Origin of the sequence: Austwickia chelonae (genome assembly GCF_003391095.1) — a bacterium.
Classification (GTDB): domain Bacteria; phylum Actinomycetota; class Actinomycetes; order Actinomycetales; family Dermatophilaceae; genus Austwickia; species Austwickia chelonae_A.
The window spans coordinates 2,442,752-2,458,337 of record NZ_CP031447.1 but is presented as its reverse complement, the minus strand read 5'-3'; the positions used below and the strand labels follow the sequence as shown (position 1 = coordinate 2,458,337).

The 15,586-nt window shown below is 66.6% G+C and carries 13 protein-coding genes; 3 read left to right on the top strand and 10 right to left on the bottom strand.

The features are described from left to right. Window positions 1-49: 49 nt before the first annotated feature. On the bottom strand, window positions 50-952 hold the full coding sequence (locus DX923_RS10840; RefSeq protein WP_116114821.1) for a DsbA family protein: 903 nt from the start codon (window positions 950-952) through the stop codon (window positions 50-52). A gap of 566 nt (window positions 953-1,518) precedes the next feature. Here DX923_RS10840 and DX923_RS10835 point away from each other — a divergent pair. Both DX923_RS10835 and DX923_RS10830 read left to right on the top strand, forming a co-directional pair. After that, window positions 1,519-1,941 (top strand): DUF4870 domain-containing protein, encoded by a 423-nt coding sequence (locus DX923_RS10835; protein ID WP_116114819.1) that lies wholly within the window; start codon window positions 1,519-1,521, stop codon window positions 1,939-1,941. A gap of 108 nt (window positions 1,942-2,049) precedes the next feature. Beyond that, window positions 2,050-2,586 carry a DUF4870 domain-containing protein gene (locus tag DX923_RS10830; RefSeq protein ID WP_240322600.1) on the top strand — a complete coding sequence of 179 codons (537 nt, stop codon included), beginning with the start codon at window positions 2,050-2,052 and terminating at the stop codon, window positions 2,584-2,586. A gap of 43 nt (window positions 2,587-2,629) precedes the next feature. Here the strand turns inward: DX923_RS10830 and DX923_RS10825 are convergent, their stop codons facing one another. Both DX923_RS10825 and DX923_RS10820 read right to left on the bottom strand, forming a co-directional pair. Further along, window positions 2,630-4,144, bottom strand: a complete 1,515-nt coding sequence (locus DX923_RS10825) for a glycoside hydrolase family 5 protein (protein ID WP_116114817.1) — start codon at window positions 4,142-4,144, stop codon at window positions 2,630-2,632. A gap of 182 nt (window positions 4,145-4,326) precedes the next feature. After that, window positions 4,327-4,905 (bottom strand): GNAT family N-acetyltransferase, encoded by a 579-nt coding sequence (locus tag DX923_RS10820; RefSeq protein WP_116114815.1) that lies wholly within the window; start codon window positions 4,903-4,905, stop codon window positions 4,327-4,329. Between the two features lie 126 nt (window positions 4,906-5,031). Between DX923_RS10820 and DX923_RS10815 the strand changes: the two genes are divergently transcribed. Further along, entirely contained in the window at window positions 5,032-5,514 is a 483-nt protein-coding gene (locus DX923_RS10815) for a GNAT family N-acetyltransferase (protein ID WP_116114812.1), read from the top strand. Window positions 5,515-5,555: 41 nt separating this feature from the next. Here DX923_RS10815 and cobM read toward each other — a convergent pair whose 3' ends face one another. From cobM to DX923_RS10780, 7 genes are all read right to left on the bottom strand, one after another. Continuing rightward, the gene (cobM, locus tag DX923_RS10810) at window positions 5,556-6,323 is read right to left on the bottom strand and encodes a precorrin-4 C(11)-methyltransferase (protein WP_116114810.1); all 768 of its coding nucleotides are present in this window, start codon (window positions 6,321-6,323) and stop codon (window positions 5,556-5,558) included. Beyond that, window positions 6,320-7,597 carry a precorrin-6y C5,15-methyltransferase (decarboxylating) subunit CbiE gene (cbiE, locus tag DX923_RS10805; RefSeq protein ID WP_116114808.1) on the bottom strand — a complete coding sequence of 426 codons (1,278 nt, stop codon included), beginning with the start codon at window positions 7,595-7,597 and terminating at the stop codon, window positions 6,320-6,322. Before cbiE ends, cobM begins: the two co-directional genes overlap by 4 nt. Before the next feature lie 40 nt (window positions 7,598-7,637). Further along, a complete protein-coding gene (locus tag DX923_RS10800) occupies window positions 7,638-9,494 on the bottom strand; it encodes a glycoside hydrolase family 13 protein (protein WP_116114806.1) in 1,857 nt (618 codons plus the stop codon). Continuing rightward, window positions 9,491-10,366 (bottom strand): sugar ABC transporter permease, encoded by an 876-nt coding sequence (locus tag DX923_RS10795; RefSeq protein ID WP_116114804.1) that lies wholly within the window; start codon window positions 10,364-10,366, stop codon window positions 9,491-9,493. Before DX923_RS10795 ends, DX923_RS10800 begins: the two co-directional genes overlap by 4 nt. Further along, window positions 10,363-11,895, bottom strand: a complete 1,533-nt coding sequence (locus DX923_RS10790) for an ABC transporter permease subunit (protein WP_116114802.1) — start codon at window positions 11,893-11,895, stop codon at window positions 10,363-10,365. Before DX923_RS10790 ends, DX923_RS10795 begins: the two co-directional genes overlap by 4 nt. Further along, window positions 11,895-13,193, bottom strand: coding sequence for a sugar ABC transporter substrate-binding protein (locus DX923_RS10785; RefSeq protein WP_116114800.1), 1,299 nt, complete (start codon window positions 13,191-13,193; stop codon window positions 11,895-11,897). Before DX923_RS10785 ends, DX923_RS10790 begins: the two co-directional genes overlap by 1 nt. Window positions 13,194-13,261: 68 nt before the next feature. Beyond that, window positions 13,262-15,511, bottom strand: coding sequence for an alpha-amylase family glycosyl hydrolase (locus tag DX923_RS10780; RefSeq protein ID WP_116114798.1), 2,250 nt, complete (start codon window positions 15,509-15,511; stop codon window positions 13,262-13,264). Between the last annotated feature and the right edge of the window lie 75 nt (window positions 15,512-15,586).

Sequence of the window (15,586 nt, the reverse complement as noted above, 5' to 3'; positions counted from 1 at the left end):
AGCCTCCGGGAGATCTTCATCGGCGGATAGTCCAAGGCTCCGCTAGAGCTCATTTTTTCGCGGAAGAGATGAGTTCCTCAAACTCTGAGGGTGACATCTTTGGGCTCACTTTAAGGATGGTTCCATCCAGATAAAATGCAGGAGTTCCCGTCAGTCCCATCGGGCCCAATGCATGGCTATTTATGCTCTTGAAATAAGGATTGTAGGTTTTTTTGGAAACGCAAGTTTTCCATTCGTCGAGGAGGGGTTCGGATATCCCTACCTCCATCGCTGCTTTCTGAATCTGGTCACCGCCAAAAATGTGACCGTCCTCTCCGGGCTTATTGGCCATAAGTTTGTCGTGATAAGAAGTGAATTTTCCAACATCTGCAGCGCATCCCAAGGCTCCGGCGGCAGTCATTGAAGCCTCATTTCCCGCCTTCTTGTCAAGGAATGTCAGTATATAATATGCGACATTTATTTTTCCCGATTCGCCCATTTCTCGAATCTTGCTTCCGAAGCTGCTTTCAGTCTGCCTGCACATGGGGCACTGAAAATCTTCAAAGATCTGTAATGTGGGGATTTCTTCCTTCAAGGTGCCTCCGTTCGTCGCCACGATTGGAGAGTGAGGTCCTTTAGCTCCTTTGGGAAGTTTTACTTGACCGGAGGGGTTTGATGAAGGGGATTGGGCTACCATCTGCTCAGGGTTTCCACTTGAATTATGGCCCTTGATTGCGGCAATCGTTGCTGCAATTATGACGATGAAAGCAAGGGCTGCGCCTATGAGTGCCTTGGGTGTAATGCGAGAGGTTGAATTGGCTGACTGGATTTTCACTTTTCGCTCATTGTTGGAAATCAACGTCTCGTCCTTCTCGGGTTTTTGCAGCTGATTTTTCAATAAGTGACAGTCTTTGTCGATCGGCTGGCGATGAGTCTGAATTAAAAAATCAGTACTCTTGCTGTAGGTGTGCACGTCGCAAACTAGTAACAACTTAAGTCATCTAGAGCTGATCTGGTGCGATTTCATTGAGGTCTTTTTGGTAAGGAGGACCCTTCGAAGGCGCCGTGCAGGACGCGCCTCGGTGGTTTGGAGGGGGGGAGAGCAGGGTGCGGCGATTTTCTCCTCCCAGGTGGGCTTCGTGGATTTCTAGAGCGATGGTGCTGCGGTGCGTCCTCGGGAACCGATGGCTGAGTGAGCGTTTGAGTAACCGATCAGGGGCCGGGTGCTGCTCAAGGGCCTTGTCTTGGGGAGCGACCCGCGCCACAGCAGCATGAACGGCCCGTTGATTGGTGGATGCTGCCGGACGGGCGTGGACGAAACGTTTTGTGCGGTGAGGACCAGCAAACATCGAGACGATGGCATCGAGGAAGATCCTTCGCCGGGGCGGCGTGACCGGTTATCAGGTCGAGGGCGCCCCGAGCCTAAGGTCGGGGTGCGAGCTCAGATTCTCCATACTTAGAGCGGATACCGCTTTAGCGGACGATTCGTACAGTGGGAAGAGCCAGGAACGACCCTGGCATCCGACCGCTGGAGGAAACATGAGCGCACCGTCACCCGGCCCGCAGCACAACCCGTCGTCTTCTCACGAGCCGATGCCGTCGTTGACGGAGCAGGACCGGTCGATCGCGGTGCTTGCTCACCTGGCGGCGTTGATCGCCATGGTGTTCACCGCCGGCTGGCTGAGTTTCGTCGGCCCCTTGGTGATCTGGTTCATCTACAAGGACAACAACGCTTTCGTACGTCGTGCCAGCGCGGAGTCCTTCAACTTCAACCTGTCGATGTGGCTGATGGCGATCGCCGGGTGGATCTGTGTCTTGACGCTGGTACTGATCCCGATCGGTGTGCTGCTCCTGGCGGTCTCCTTCTTCGGCCAGATCATCCTGCACATCATCGCCGCCGTTAAAGCACACAAGGGCACGAACTACCAGTACCCCATGCAATTCCTGAAGGTGCTTTCCTGAAGCAGGGGGGCTGCCTGCAGCAGAGGATGTACGGCTCCCTCGACGGCACGTACTGTGGAAGGAAAGGGGCTTTGCCTCTTTCAAGGGATCCGCATCAGTGGAGGAACCATGAGCGCACCCACCCCCGACCAGCCCAGCCAGACCGGCCCGTACCATCAACCAGGCACCTACAACCCCTACATGCAGCCCGGACCATACGGTTCGTACGGACAGCCAGGCCCCTACGGGCCGCCGGGGCAAGGCCCACAGGACTACGTGCCGCCCCGCCCCGGAGCTCCCCAGCAGGTGACGGCGCAGGACCGGACGATGGCGACGATCGCCCACCTGATGCCACTGGTGGTCATGCTGTTCACCGCAGGCTGGTTGAGCTTCGTCGGCCCGCTGATCATGTGGGCCGTTCACAAGGACGGCAACGAATTCGTCCGCAGGTCGTCCGCTGCCGCCTTCAACTTCAACCTGTCGATGTGGCTGCTGGGCGTCATCGGCTGGGTCTGCATCTTCACGCTGATCCTGATCCCCGTCGGGGTGCCGCTCGTACTGTTCTCCTTCTTCGTGCAGCTCATCCTGCACATCGTCGCCGCCGTCCGCGCCAACCAGGGCGAGATCTACCGGTACCCGATGCAATTCCTGAAGGTGCTCTCCTGAGCGCGGACGCAGCAGCCGACGCCCCTGCGTTCCGGGCTGCGGCTCAGAGGAAGAACTTTCCGCCGGCGTCGACCGTGACTCGCCGCCCTTCGCCTGGAGGGATCTCGATGAGCAGGGTGCGGGTCTTCTTGTCCCAGCCACGGATCGTCGCGCCGGTCACCTGCACGCTCTCGAAGGTGTCACGCGGCAGGTAGACCTGGCTGAGGCCCGTAGTGGCATCGATCTCCATGACGCACCGTTTCGGTGCGGTGGACTGGAAAACGATCCGGCCCGCCGCGACCGGCACGTAGCAGTTGGCCATGGTGTCGCGCAGATTCCGCGGCTGGCCGGCGTCATCGTAGGGACCCCAAGGACCTAGGTCAGAGGAGTAGTAGAACGCTCCGCCGCCCATCTCGCCGATCATCGCGAGAACATTCTCCACGTACTGGATCGACCCGGACTTCGTGGTGTTCAGGCCGAATTCGCCCAGCATGATCGGCACGGTGGAGTTGTCCGGGGAGAGCCTGCGAGCCTGATCACGCACCTGAGCCTGCCAGGTGGCCAGGACGGATTCGGTCAGAGGCAACGACAGCTCGGACAGGCCGCCTTCACTGCCGAGGGGGTACAAGTGCGGTGCGTAGGCGATCTTCGGTTTCGCAGCCCGAGGATCGACGATCTTCTGCAAGGCGGTGATCCGGCCGAAGTTCGCGCCGAAGGCGACCGGTTCGACGAAGACCCAACTGTCCTGGTCAGCCTTGCGGATCTCATCGACGCATTTCTGGTACAGGGTGCTCAACGGGCCACGTTCGACCACGGTCGGTAGGGAATTCCCGGTGTACGGCTCGTTCATGAGGTCGTAGCCGACGACTCCCTTGTTCCCCGCGAAACGGGAAGCGACCTTCCCCCACATCCGCGCGTAATGGTCGGCGAGTTCGGGGTGGTTGTCGAACTTGTTCCAGAAATTGTCCCAGGCGCGGGTGACACCGGGGGTGACGTAGTACTCCCACCACTGTTTCTTCGCCGGCACGGGAAGCCCGTCCATGTGGGTCGCCCAGGCGGGGGCTCCGTTCCCGGCGGTGCTACCCGGGGTGGCGGCCACACTGTAGACGTCCTGGTGCATGTCCAGCATCACGGTCATGCCGTGGGCGTTGTAAGCGGCCACGAGTTTCTCGACCCGGTCGAGATAGGTGTCGTCGTAGACATTCGGGGAGGGCTCGACGCACCGCCATTGCAGCAGGAGCCGCACCGCGTTCGTGCCCATGTCGTGACGTTCTTTGGCGATGTCCTTCTCCGTGTAGCGCGGCATGCAGTCGTCGGCGACCTTCACCCGGCCGTCGGTGTTGAAACCGCGCAGGATCACCTGCCGTCCGGAAGTGTCCCGGAGGTATTCACCGGCGGCACCTTTGCCGAGGACATCGACGACAGAAGTCGGCTCGACGGCCGTATCGGCGTCGGACGCTGTGCCTGATGCGGCGACCGACCGGGCTGTGGCAGGCCCGGCCACGGCGGACGGTGTCGTCGACAAGACAGGGATGACGACGGCGATGGCTGCCGCGACCGCATACGAACGTTGGAGCATGAGGCCTCCTGAAATGCGTCAAAAAAGATCATCCACGCAATACGGGCCTCAGTGTGGCATTCACGACCTCAGACTGTGGTGATCTTCACGTTCTTGCAGCGTGGACGGCCGCGCCCTGCCCAGCAGGAGACGCCGACGGACTCCACCGTGGATCACGACGACCCCAATCGAAGTTCTGGAGATCACTCCGGGAACCGGCGCATCACCAGCCGAGGACGCCCCGAGGCGATGGCAGCCGTCCGCCCGACGACCTCGAAATCGGCCTTCTCGAACATCGCCCGAGTGCCGACGAAAGCCATCGTCACGTCGATCCGACCGCCCTCGGCGTCCACCGGATAGGCCTCCACCGCGGGAGCCCCATGCTCGAAGGCATGCGCGACCGCGCCCTCCAACAGGTCGGTGGTGTAGCCGCGCCGCCGATGCCCACCGCGGATCACCGTGCAGATGATGCTCCACACCGGCAGATCGTCGAGGGCGACGATCCGGGACGAGGCGACCAGTTTCGGCATGGCCGCCCGCGGACCGACATGACACCAACCCACCGGTGTGCCGTCGGCATAGCCGACCACGCCCGGCGCTGTCGGTTGTTCGCACAGGGCCCGCATCGCCTGTTCCCGATCGCCCCCACCGAGCATGTCGATGTCACTGGACCGCAACCGGTGCAGGACGCACCAGCAATGGGTCGCCCGCCGGTTCGGGTTGACCACATCGGCGAAGTCGTCGAACCGCTCCGGCGACAAAGAGTGGGTCTCGAAGGACATGCCCCCATCAAGACATGCGCCGGGCCGCGCCGCCACCGGGACTGTGCTTCCGAAGCACGGGGTGGGCACAGTTGGTGGACGTCTCATACGGAGTTTGCCTAAGGAGACCCCTGTTACGATCCCGAAATGTACGTCCGAGCTGCGGTTCCCGAGGATGCTGAGGCGCTGACCGATCTTCATCTGAAGGTATGGGAGGAGGCATATTCCGGTCTCATCGACGCCGCTGTCCTGGCGGAGAGGCGGGAAGGACGCAGCGCGCGGATCGACAAGTGGCGCACGATCCTGACGGGCAGCTCCAGCACCATTTTCGTCGCACAGGAGCCCGACGGCGCGCTGGCCGGTTTCATCAGCGTCGGCCCGGGTCGCGACGACCGTTCCCCGGACCTGCCGGAGCGTGAGGTGCACGCCCTCTACGTGCGTGCCGCCAAGTACGGGACGGGGGTCGGCTACGCCTTGCTCGACACGGCGATCGGTGCGGCTCCGGCGTACCTGTGGGTGCTGGACGGTAACGAACGGGCTGTTGGCTTCTACGAGCGGCAAGGTTTCCGGTACGACGGTGGGTCCCGTTCCGATCCGGTCGGTGGGGAACGGCGCATGGTCCGTCGGTGATTCCTCGCCCGGGCGTGCGCCCGTGTCGCCGGGTCCGGCGGCTACTGTCCCGGCGCAGCCGTCGGTGCCCCAGCCCGGCAGCGGTCGGAGTACAGGTGTGACTCCACGAACCCTTCGGCGTCCAACGCCCAGCCGACGATGATGATGGCGGCCTGCCGCAGCCCCTCGGCCTCGACCTGGTCGGCGATATCGGCCAAGGTGCCGCGCAGCACCAGCTCGTCGGGCTGTTCCGCCCGGGAGACCACGGCCACCGGGCAGCCCGCGCCGTAGTCGCCGACCAGCTCTCCGGCGAGGCGACGGACGTGCCGGATCGACAGGTGCAGCACCAAGGTCGCCCGGGTCGCCGCGAAGGCGGCCAACGATTCGCGTTCGGGGATCTGCGTGGACACCTGGTGGGTCCGGGTGAGCACCACGCTCTGCGTCACCTCCGGGACCGTCAACTCCCGGGTCAGCAGCGCCGCGGCGGCCGCATAGGCCGGTACCCCCGGGGTGACATCCCAGGGCACCCCGGCCCGGTCCAACCGCCGGCCCTGCTCGGCGACCGCCGAATAGATCGACGGGTCACCCGAACACAGCCGGGCCACGTCCAGGCCGCGCTCGTGGGCGTCCACCAGGCACCCGATGATCTGGTCCAGGTCCAAGCCCTGCGTGTCGACCAGCTCGACACCGTCGGGGCAGTGGCTCAGCACGTCCTCGGTGACATAGGTGCCGGCGTACAGACACACCGGAGAGGTCTCCAGCAGGCGCACCGCCCGCAAGGTCAACAGGTCGGCCGCGCCCGGCCCGGCGCCGATGAAATGGACGGTCATGCGATCTCCTCGGAAGCAGGGTCGGCCGACCCGGACGGAACGGACTTCACCGTGCTCCACTGCACGACGGTGCGCGACGGCGACCACCCGATGTAACCACCGATCGGTTCGGCGGTCTCCACGGCGATACGAGCCAGATCCCCACCCCACCGCCGGTACGCCGCCACGGCCAAGGTCTCGGTCTCCGCGGTGACGCCGTGCACCACCAGTCGCCCGCCGGGGAGCAGCGCCTCGTACGCCGCTTCGACGATCTCCTCCCGGGCGCCCCCGCCGATGAAGACCGCCTCCGGTGCCCGAGCGGCCAGCTCGGCAGCGACCGGGTCACCCAGCAGGACCTCGGCGACCGCCGCCTGCAGCACCGTCACCTGCGAGCCCACGCCGAGCCGGTCCGCATTGCGCACGATGCGGGCGAACCGGTCCGGATGACGTTCCACCGAGACCACCCGGTTGCGGGGATGCTGACGGGCCCACTCGATCCCGATCGACCCGGCCCCGGCCCCCAGATCCCACAACAAGGCTCCCGGCGTCGGCGCCAGATGCGCGATCGCCGTCGCCCGGATGTGCCGCTTCGTCAGCTGGCCGTCGTTCTCGAAAACATCGTCCGGCAGGCCCGGCACCACCGACCGCACCGCAGCCCCGGCAGCGGCGGCCGCCTCGACGGTCAGCAGACACAATGCCGCAAGCCCCTCCGGCGGGGACGACGCCCACTGCGCGGCGGTGCCCTCGTGTCGGGACTCCTCCGCGCTGCCCAACCGCCCCCACACCGTCAACCGGCTCGGACCGTAGCCCTCCTCGACCGCGAGCTGCGCGACCCGCGCGACATCCTCCGGGCCGGACAGCAACACCACCAGCCGGGCCCCGGGGGCCAGGTCACGGCGCAGACGCCCCACACCACGCCCCACCACGGTCACCACGTCACAGGACTCCGCCGACCATCCGTGACGCGCCCGGGCCAGCGTCGCCGAGGACACCGCCGGATGGACCCGCACCGACTGCGCCCCCACCAGGTCGACCAGGGTGCTCCCCACCCCAGACACCAGTGGGTCGCCACTGGCCAGCACCACCACCCGCCGACCCTCGACCTCACGCAGCAGACCGGGCAGCCCGGCCCGCAACGGGCTCGGCCACGGGCGACGCACCGCGCGATGGCCTTCCGGGAGCAGGTCCAGGTGACGTCGACCGCCGAGGACCACCTCCGCCTCGTCGATCAGGACCCGCTCCGGGGAACCCGCCCCGGGCAGCCCACCGGCACCCACACCCACGACATCGATCACGCTGGTCGACCCTACCGTGCCGGAGAACTTCCGACAGAGGTCAACGGCCTTGCTGCGCGACAGGCCATACCCAGATGTCGACCTGCGGCCCGGCCGCCCCGACGAAGACCCGACCCGCCTCCCACGACGGTGCCCGCCCGTGCAGCACCCGACCCTCGGCCAGACCGGGCAGCCGGTGCACCGGCAACTCCACCGGCGCATGCCCGGCCCGCGCGCAATGCACCAATGCACACTCGGTGTCGCTCTCCCGCAGGAAGACCAGCGCATCCTCCTCGGCATGGACCACCCGCAGGCCGCCGACCTGCAAAGCTCGACTGGCACGACGGGCCGCGATGAGCGAACGGAAGGCCTCCCGCACACCCGCCGACCACAGCTCTGCCTGCTCCCAGGGCATCGGACGACGCCCGTCCTCCCCGAAACGGCCCGGCATGCCGACCTCGTCACCGTAGGTGATCATCGGGATCCCCGGCATCGCCACCACCAACCCCACCGCGACCTCCACCAGGGCAGGATCACCCCCGACCAGGGTGTGGATGCGGGTGGTGTCGTGCGAACCGGCCAGATTGAAGGACGCCGCCCGCGCCGCCCAGGGCAGCTGCGCCCCGAAATCGGCCATCGTCGCCGCCACCTCGGCCCCACCCAACCGAGGCACCGCCACCGGCAACCCCAGGAAGGAAGGCGCCCGCTGCGGATCGTGCAGCCAGGTCCACAACGGCCGGGTGAACCCCGCATAGTTCATCGCCCCGTGCCAGCCGTCGCCGTACAGGTCACCGGACAGGTCATGACAGTGCTCGGCGACGAGCAAACCGTCCGGACGGGCCGCCTCGACCGCAGCCCGCATCGCCCGCTGCACCTGGTCGTAACGGTCCTCCACCCCCAGACGACCCGTCATGTTCGCGACGTCGACCCGCCACCCGTCCAGTTCGTACGGCGGTCGCAACCACCGCTGCACGACCCCGTCCGGGCCGAAGAACCGCCGGGCCAGCTCGGGCGAGCCGTGGTCGAGCTTCGGCAACGACGGCACGTCCAACCAGCACACCGGGGCGCCGTCCGCGCCGAACCGGTAGAAGCCGTGCTCGGGACTGCCCGGCCGCTCCAACGCCGTGAGGAACCAGTCGTGCCGATCACCGGTGTGATTGGTGGTCAGATCACCGATCACCCGCAGCCCCCGGTCGTGGGCCGCCCGGGTCAACCGGGCCAGCGCCTCCGGCCCGCCCAACAACGGATCCACCGTGTCGAAGGAGGTCGCGTCGTACCGGTGACAGGAGGTCGCCGGGAAGAACGGCGTCAGATAGAGGACAGTGGCGCCCAACTCGACGACATCGTCCAGATGCGCGGTGATCCCGTCCAGATCACCACCGAAGAACTGCGCCGACGCCCGCTCACCGGACTCGACCGGATCGCCCCAACCGGCCGGCTCGGCCCACGACGGCGCACCGCGAAGGTCGGCCCCGGGGGAACGGGCGTACCGGTCGGGAAAGATCTGGTACACCACGGCCTCCCGCGCCCACGACGGTGGCGCGCTCGCGGCGACCACCCGGAAGTCGGCGACATCCGGCACATCCCGCCGATGCACACCGGTGCCATTCACCCAGGCATACCCCCAACGCCCACCGTGGACCAGGAAACGGTAATGGGTGACCGGGTTCACCACCGGCAGGGTCACCGACCACCAGACATCGGTGTCGGTACGCAGAGCCACCGACGCCGTCACGAAGAAGGGCTCGGCATCCCGGGTGGTCCGCACATGCACCTCCGCGACCTCGGGCTCCCCGCCGACTGGACGAGGCACCCGCAGCCGCACCGTCACCCGGCCTCCGATCACCGGATGCGGGTCGTCGACGTACAACATCGACCCGTCGTGGTGCGGCAGATCGAGCACGGATTCCCGACTCATTTGGTGCTCCCTTGGGTCAGACCGGAGACGAGCTGCCTCTGGAAAGCGAGATAGATCAGGACCACCGGCGCCGAAGCCAACAGGGCCCCGGCGGCGAACTGGCCCAGGTACTGGTTGCGGTCGGCGCGCAACATCGCATTCAGCCCCACGGCGAGGGTCTGCCGGTCCGGGTCGGTCAGGAAGATCCCGGCCAGGAGGAACTCGCTGTACACCGACACGAAGGACACCATCAGCACGGTGACCAGGATCGGCCGGGCCAAGCGCAACGTGATGTCGAGGAAGATCCGCAGATGGGAACAACCGTCCAGCACCGCGGCCTCGTCGAGCTCCCGCGGCAGGGTGTCGAAATAACCCTTCAACAGCCACACATTGGCGCCCATCGCCCCACCCAGATAGGCCAGGATCAACCCGGCCGGAGTGCCCAGCCCCAACGCCGGGACCGCATCGCCCAAGGCCGCGAAGGTGCCGTACAAGGCCACGAAGGACAGGATCGCCGGGAACATCTGCACCAACAACAGCCCGAACAACCCCGGACGCCTCCCCGGGAAACGCAACCGGGAGAAGGCATAGGCCGCACACGCCGACAAGAACACCGTCACCACACTCGCCACCCCGGCCACCAGCAAGGACGTGCGATACCACGCCAGGAACGGATGATGCGGATTCGACAACAGGTCACGCAGATTGCCCGCCGACACCGCCGACGGCCACAACGAACTGGTCACCAGGTTCCCCGCCGGATCGACCGCCGCCGAGACGATGAAGACCACCGGGAAGAGCGTCCACGCCAGGACGAGCACGATCAGCAGATAACGCCACCACAGCCCACGGAAACGGTGCCGGCGGCGGGGACGGGCAGTCGACGTGGTCACGAGATCTCCTCCAAAGCCGCAGTACGACGGAAACCGAACCAGGACAGCGCCGCCACCAGCGCGAAGATCACCAGCGAGATCGCCGACGCCAGACCGTAGTTCGGCGAACTCCCGCCGAAGGCCAACCGGAAGGCATAGGTGATGAGCAGATCGGTCGAACCAACGGTGGTATTGCCCGACCGGAACGGGCCACCCCCGGTGAGCAGATAGATCAACCCGAAATTGTTGAAATTGAAGCTGAACGAGGCCAACAACAGCGGCCCGGTCGACACCAACAACAACGGCAGCCGCACCGACGTCAACGTGCGCCAACCCGAAGCACCGTCCACCCGGGCCGCATCGAGCACCTCCCCGGAGATCGACTGCAAAGCCCCCGTGCAGATCAGGAACATGTAGGGGAACCCCATCCACGTGCTGGCGACCAGGACGGCGACCCGCGCCCACCCAGGATCGCCCAACCAGTCGACCTGCCATCCCGACAAACCGTTGACCAGCCCGTAGTCCTGGTTGAACAAGGACAACCAGACCAAAGCCGTGACGAAGCCGGGCAGCGCGTACGGCAGGATCAGGATCGAACGGATCACCCCCCGACCGCGGATCCGCTCGTCGTCCAACAACAGGGCGATGAGCATCCCCACCCCGAACTGCAGGACCACCGACAACGCCGCGAACGCGATATTCCAGACCAGGATCCCCAGGAAACCGCCACGCAGCACCGGGTCGGTCGCGATCGTGGTGAAATTGGCGGCCCCGACGTACTCCTTCCACCCCTGCGGCAGCGCCTGGCCGTCGTCACCGACCCAACGGGCGTCCCGCGCCCGATAGACGGTGCCCTTCTCCGTGTCCACCAGAGCGTCGGCAGCCTCGTCGTACCGGATCGTGGGCCGCCCCTCGAAAGCCTCGGACAGACCGACCCGTTTGATCCCCCCTCCCGAAGACGTCGGTACGGCGAACGAGGCCAGATCCTTGCGCGCATTGACCGTGCGCACATCGAGCAGGTGATAGCCCTCGGCCGCGGTGATCCGGCCACCGGAGAGGGAAACCTGATCGGCCGCCAACGGACTCAGCCCGGAAGATGTCCCCGTGAAGAGCCCGCCGTCCGGGGCGACCAGCAGATAGGTCGGGGCAGCACTCGCCGGGTCCTGCCCGGAGCGGACGGCGACGCTGAGCCGGTAGCGGGGTGAGCCGGGCACCTCGTGCACGGAGCCGGCCACGATCGTGTCGATCGACTGCGCCTTCGTCAGGGCGTGACCGTCACCGGCATTCGTGGCCGAGGTGACCACGGTGTAGGCGATCGGCCAGATCTGCAGGGCCAGCATCAGCACCAGGCCGGGCAGCAGATATTTCAGCGGGACGGCCCGCCGCGTGCCGTAGACCGCCAGGACGGCCACGGCCAGGGTCGCGGCGAGGACGACCCCGATCCAGCGCCCGGAGGCGACGAAGGAGTGGGCGATCCTGGCGAGCAGCAGCAGGACGGCGACGATCGCGAGCCAGATCAGCCCGCGCACGAGGTACCGGCGGGGGGTCATCAGCGTGGGGCGATCGCGGTGCTGATCTCCGTGGCGGCGGCGGCGAAGCGTTCCGCGGGCTGGGCCGCGCCGGAGATGACATCGGCCGAGGCCTGGCCGAGCGGGCCCCAGACGGCGTTCATGGCAGGGATGTTCGGCATGGGGGCTCCGCCACGGGCGGCCTCGTGCCAGGCCTTGACGTCGGGGTCACGTCGGGCGATCTCCTCGTAGGCCTCGGTCAGGGCCGGCGGGCGTCGCCCGGCGTCGAAGAGCCCGATCTGGGTCTCCTTGCGGGGCACGAAGGAGGTCACGAACTCTTCGGCGACGGCGGAGTTCTTCGCCTTGGCCGAGACGTAGAACAGCTGGACGCCGAGCAGCGATTTCAGGGATTCTCCGCCGGGAGCGACCGGAAGGTTACTGATGGCGTACTTGATGCCGGCTTTCTTCGCCTTGTCGATCGACCAGGGGCCGGTGATGAAGTACGGCGCGTCGCCGGCGTCGAAGAGGGCGTCGGCGTTCTCCCCGGCGACATTGGTGGACAGGACCTTCTCCTGCCCCAGGCGGGCCAGGAGCTGGGCACCCTTGATCGCACCCGGGCTGGCGACGGTCAGCTTGGCCGGGTCGTACTCGCCGTTGTCCTTGCGTTCGAAGAAGCCACCGCCGTACGCGGCGAGCCACGGGTAGACGTAGTAGGCGTCACCGACCTTGCCGACCACGTGGATCAGCGGCATCTTGGCCCGACCGTCGGCGACGACTTTCTTGCCGTGGGCGACCAGGTCGTCGACGGTGGCCGGGGCCTCCGGCGCCAGGGTGGTGTTGCGGACCAGGGCGATGTTCTCCACGGCGTACGGCGTGCCGTAGAGCTGGCCGCCGAAGGTGGCCCCGGCGATGGCGTCGGGGTTGAACCTGCGCACCGTGTCGGGGGAGAGGTTCACCGGTTTGACGACGGCATTCTGGACGAAGGGGCCGACCAGGTCGTGCGGGCCGACGACGATGTCGGGGCCTTTGCCGACCTTGGTGGCGTCGGTGAAGGCCTGGCGGACGTCGGTGGCGACCTGCACGGCGACCTTGATCTTCTGCTCGTCGGCGAACTTCTTGGCGAAGCCGGCGATCACGGGGGCGCGTTGGTTGTCGCACCAGATGACCAGGTCGGCGTCGGCGTCCCGGGCAGGGTCCTTGGTGGACAGCTGGGCGGGCGTGGTCGACCCGGTGTGGGTCTCGTTCCCACCGGCAGATTGCCGGCTGTTTCCGCCGCAGGCGGAGACGCCCAGGATCAGAGCGGTCAGGGTGATGGCAGCGGCGCTGCTGCGTGCATGCATGGTTTTCGTCCTTCGAGGGGTGGTGTGCTGTGCTGTTCCGTTCGTCGTGCGGTGTGGGGCGGTGGTGCTCAACGCCGGAAGGCGATGGTGCTGCTTCCGGTCGCGCTCGTCGGCACGTCGTAGCGGTGGTTCTCCCCGCTCTCCCAGGTGAGGGAGCCGTCCGGGCGGCGGACGACGGCTTTGAACTCGACATGGCGTCCGGCAGGCAGCGCGACCATCAGCGTCCGGCTGCCGTCACCGGGGGAGAGCATCGGCCCGGGGCAGGCCGGAGGGTCGGTGCTCCAGGAGCCCAGCTCGGCGACATCACCGGTGAGGAAGAGCTGGTCGCCGGGGCCGAGGGGCGCACCGGTCACGGTGACGGTCACCGGGGTGAGTGGTCCGGTGCGGACGAGATACGGGATGCTGTTCCCGCCGCGGCCCTGAGTATCCTTGACCTCGACCGTGCTCTGCCCGGGAGCGACCCCGTCGGGCAGGACGACCTCGATCCGGTGGGGGGCCCACGAGTTCACGGTGGCGGGGCGTCCACCGACGGTGACCTGGCCGTGGTCCTGGCCGAAACCGATCCCGGTCAGGGCGGTGCGGCTGCCGGCGTGCCCGGCGGTGGGGCCGATGCTGCCGATCTGCGGGCCGTCGGGGTCCTGCGCGGTGACGGCCCAGACGGCGGCTTGCCCGGGGCGCAGGACGTATTCACCGGTGGGATGGTCCTGGTCGCCGTCGCCGTCGCCGTCGCCGATGACGGTGAGGGTGCCTCCGCCGAGCTGTCCGCCGAGACGGTCGGGGTGCTGCCCGGGCGGTAGTGCGGTGCGTAGCCCGGAGAGCAGTCGTTCTTCGGTCCGGCTCTTGTTGACGGCGACGAGGGCGGTGTTCCCGGCGAAGCGTCGTTCGTAGACGTAGATGTCGTCGTCCAGCCATCGTTGGGTCGAGCGCCCGAAACGGAGTGCGGGGTTGTTCCGGCGGAGTTCGGACAGCTTCCGGACGATCGCAGCATTGCGGGTGCCCTGGTCGAACCCGGCCATCATGGGCCGGTTGTACGGGTCGCCACCGACCTGGCCGAAGGGGTTCGTGGCGTCGTCATGGAGATAGGACTCGTCGCCGTAGTAGATCGACGGGATACCCGGCAGGGTCATCGCGGCGACGGTGGCCTGGTCGAGCAGCGAGGTGTCCGGATTGATCGACAGGAAACGGGGGATGTCCTGACTGTCGACGAAGTTGATCAGGGTGTGCGGATAGGTGAAGGACGACTGCTGTCGGGAGACGGTCGCGTCCAGTGCCCGTAGGGATCGTCCCTCGGCGAAACCGGCACGCAGGGCGGAGTTGAGGTCGAAGTTCTGCAGGGACATCCCGCTGGTGTTCGCGAAGGTGACCTGGTCCTTCCACAAGGGGGAGGAGGACGGGTCGGCCCATTCGCCGAAGACGAAGGTGCCTCGGTGCGACTGGATGTGGTTGGTGTATCCGGTGAGCCATCCGCTGGGCATGTGTTTGACGGCGTCCATCCGGATGGCGTCGACGCCGTGGGCCAGCCAGGTGTCGACGGCCTCCTTCAGGTAGGTGGTCACCTGGGGTTTTTCCTGCGCGAGGTCGGCCAGGTCGAAAAGATTGCGGTACTGGGCCTGGTAGAGGTCCTGGTAGTCGGTGATGCCACCGTGGTGGTGGAAGTACCCTTCGGGGTCGTCGTGGTACGTGGCCAGGGTCTGCCCTGCGCGTTGGAGGCGTCCGGCGACGCCGTACGAGCTGTCGGCGACATCGGCGGGGCTGGTGTGATTGGGGGCCCAGTCCATGATGATCTTGATCCCGGCGTCGTGGGCGGTGGCGACCATCCGGTCGAAGTCCTGCCAGGAGCCGAAGTGGGGGTCGGGGGCGAAGAAGTCCATGCCCCAGTAGCCGTGGTAGCCGGCCATCGGGGTCGGTTTGGCGGGCACGGACACCGGGATGTTCTGGACCGGCGGTGAGATCCACAGGGCGCCGACTCCGAGCCCTTTCAGGTAGGGGATGCGCGCGGCGACTCCGGCGAAGTCGCCGCCCCAGTAGAGCCGCCAGTTGGATCTGTCGGGGCTGGCGGTGCCGGGGCTGGCGGCCGGGGCGTCGTTGGTGGGGTCGGCATTGGCGAAGCGGTCGGTGACGACCTGGTAGATGACCGACCCGGTCAGGTCGTCGGCGAGGGTGTCGCCGATGCGACGGTGGCTTTCGGTGGCGCGCGCGGAAGCGCTGCGGTCGGGCCCGTCCGTGGCGGGTTGGGCGGCCTGTGTGGTGACGGCGGTCAGCCCGGTCGCGCCGAGACAGAGGGTGATCAGGAGGTGGGGGACGCGACGGTGAGGCATGGGAGCTGCTCCTCGGAGGAGGGCGGCCGGTGGGGACTCGGTCGCTGCCGTGTCGGCGGAAATGCCGTGATGCTA

What these genes read in the sequence shown, in the direction of transcription:
- DX923_RS10835 (WP_116114819.1), top strand. Translation starts at nt 1,519, where the DNA reads ATGAGCGCACCGTCACCCGGCCCGCAGCACAACCCGTCGTCTTCTCAC.
- DX923_RS10830 (WP_240322600.1), top strand. Translation starts at nt 2,050, where the DNA reads ATGAGCGCACCCACCCCCGACCAGCCCAGCCAGACCGGCCCGTACCAT.
- DX923_RS10825 (WP_116114817.1), bottom strand. Translation starts at nt 4,144, where the DNA reads ATGCTCCAACGTTCGTATGCGGTCGCGGCAGCCATCGCCGTCGTCATC.
- DX923_RS10820 (WP_116114815.1), bottom strand. Translation starts at nt 4,905, where the DNA reads ATGTCCTTCGAGACCCACTCTTTGTCGCCGGAGCGGTTCGACGACTTC.
- DX923_RS10815 (WP_116114812.1), top strand. Translation starts at nt 5,032, where the DNA reads ATGTACGTCCGAGCTGCGGTTCCCGAGGATGCTGAGGCGCTGACCGAT.
- cobM (WP_116114810.1), bottom strand. Translation starts at nt 6,323, where the DNA reads ATGACCGTCCATTTCATCGGCGCCGGGCCGGGCGCGGCCGACCTGTTG.
- DX923_RS10800 (WP_116114806.1), bottom strand. Translation starts at nt 9,494, where the DNA reads ATGAGTCGGGAATCCGTGCTCGATCTGCCGCACCACGACGGGTCGATG.
- DX923_RS10790 (WP_116114802.1), bottom strand. Translation starts at nt 11,895, where the DNA reads ATGACCCCCCGCCGGTACCTCGTGCGCGGGCTGATCTGGCTCGCGATC.
- DX923_RS10785 (WP_116114800.1), bottom strand. Translation starts at nt 13,193, where the DNA reads ATGCATGCACGCAGCAGCGCCGCTGCCATCACCCTGACCGCTCTGATC.
- DX923_RS10780 (WP_116114798.1), bottom strand. Translation starts at nt 15,511, where the DNA reads ATGCCTCACCGTCGCGTCCCCCACCTCCTGATCACCCTCTGTCTCGGC.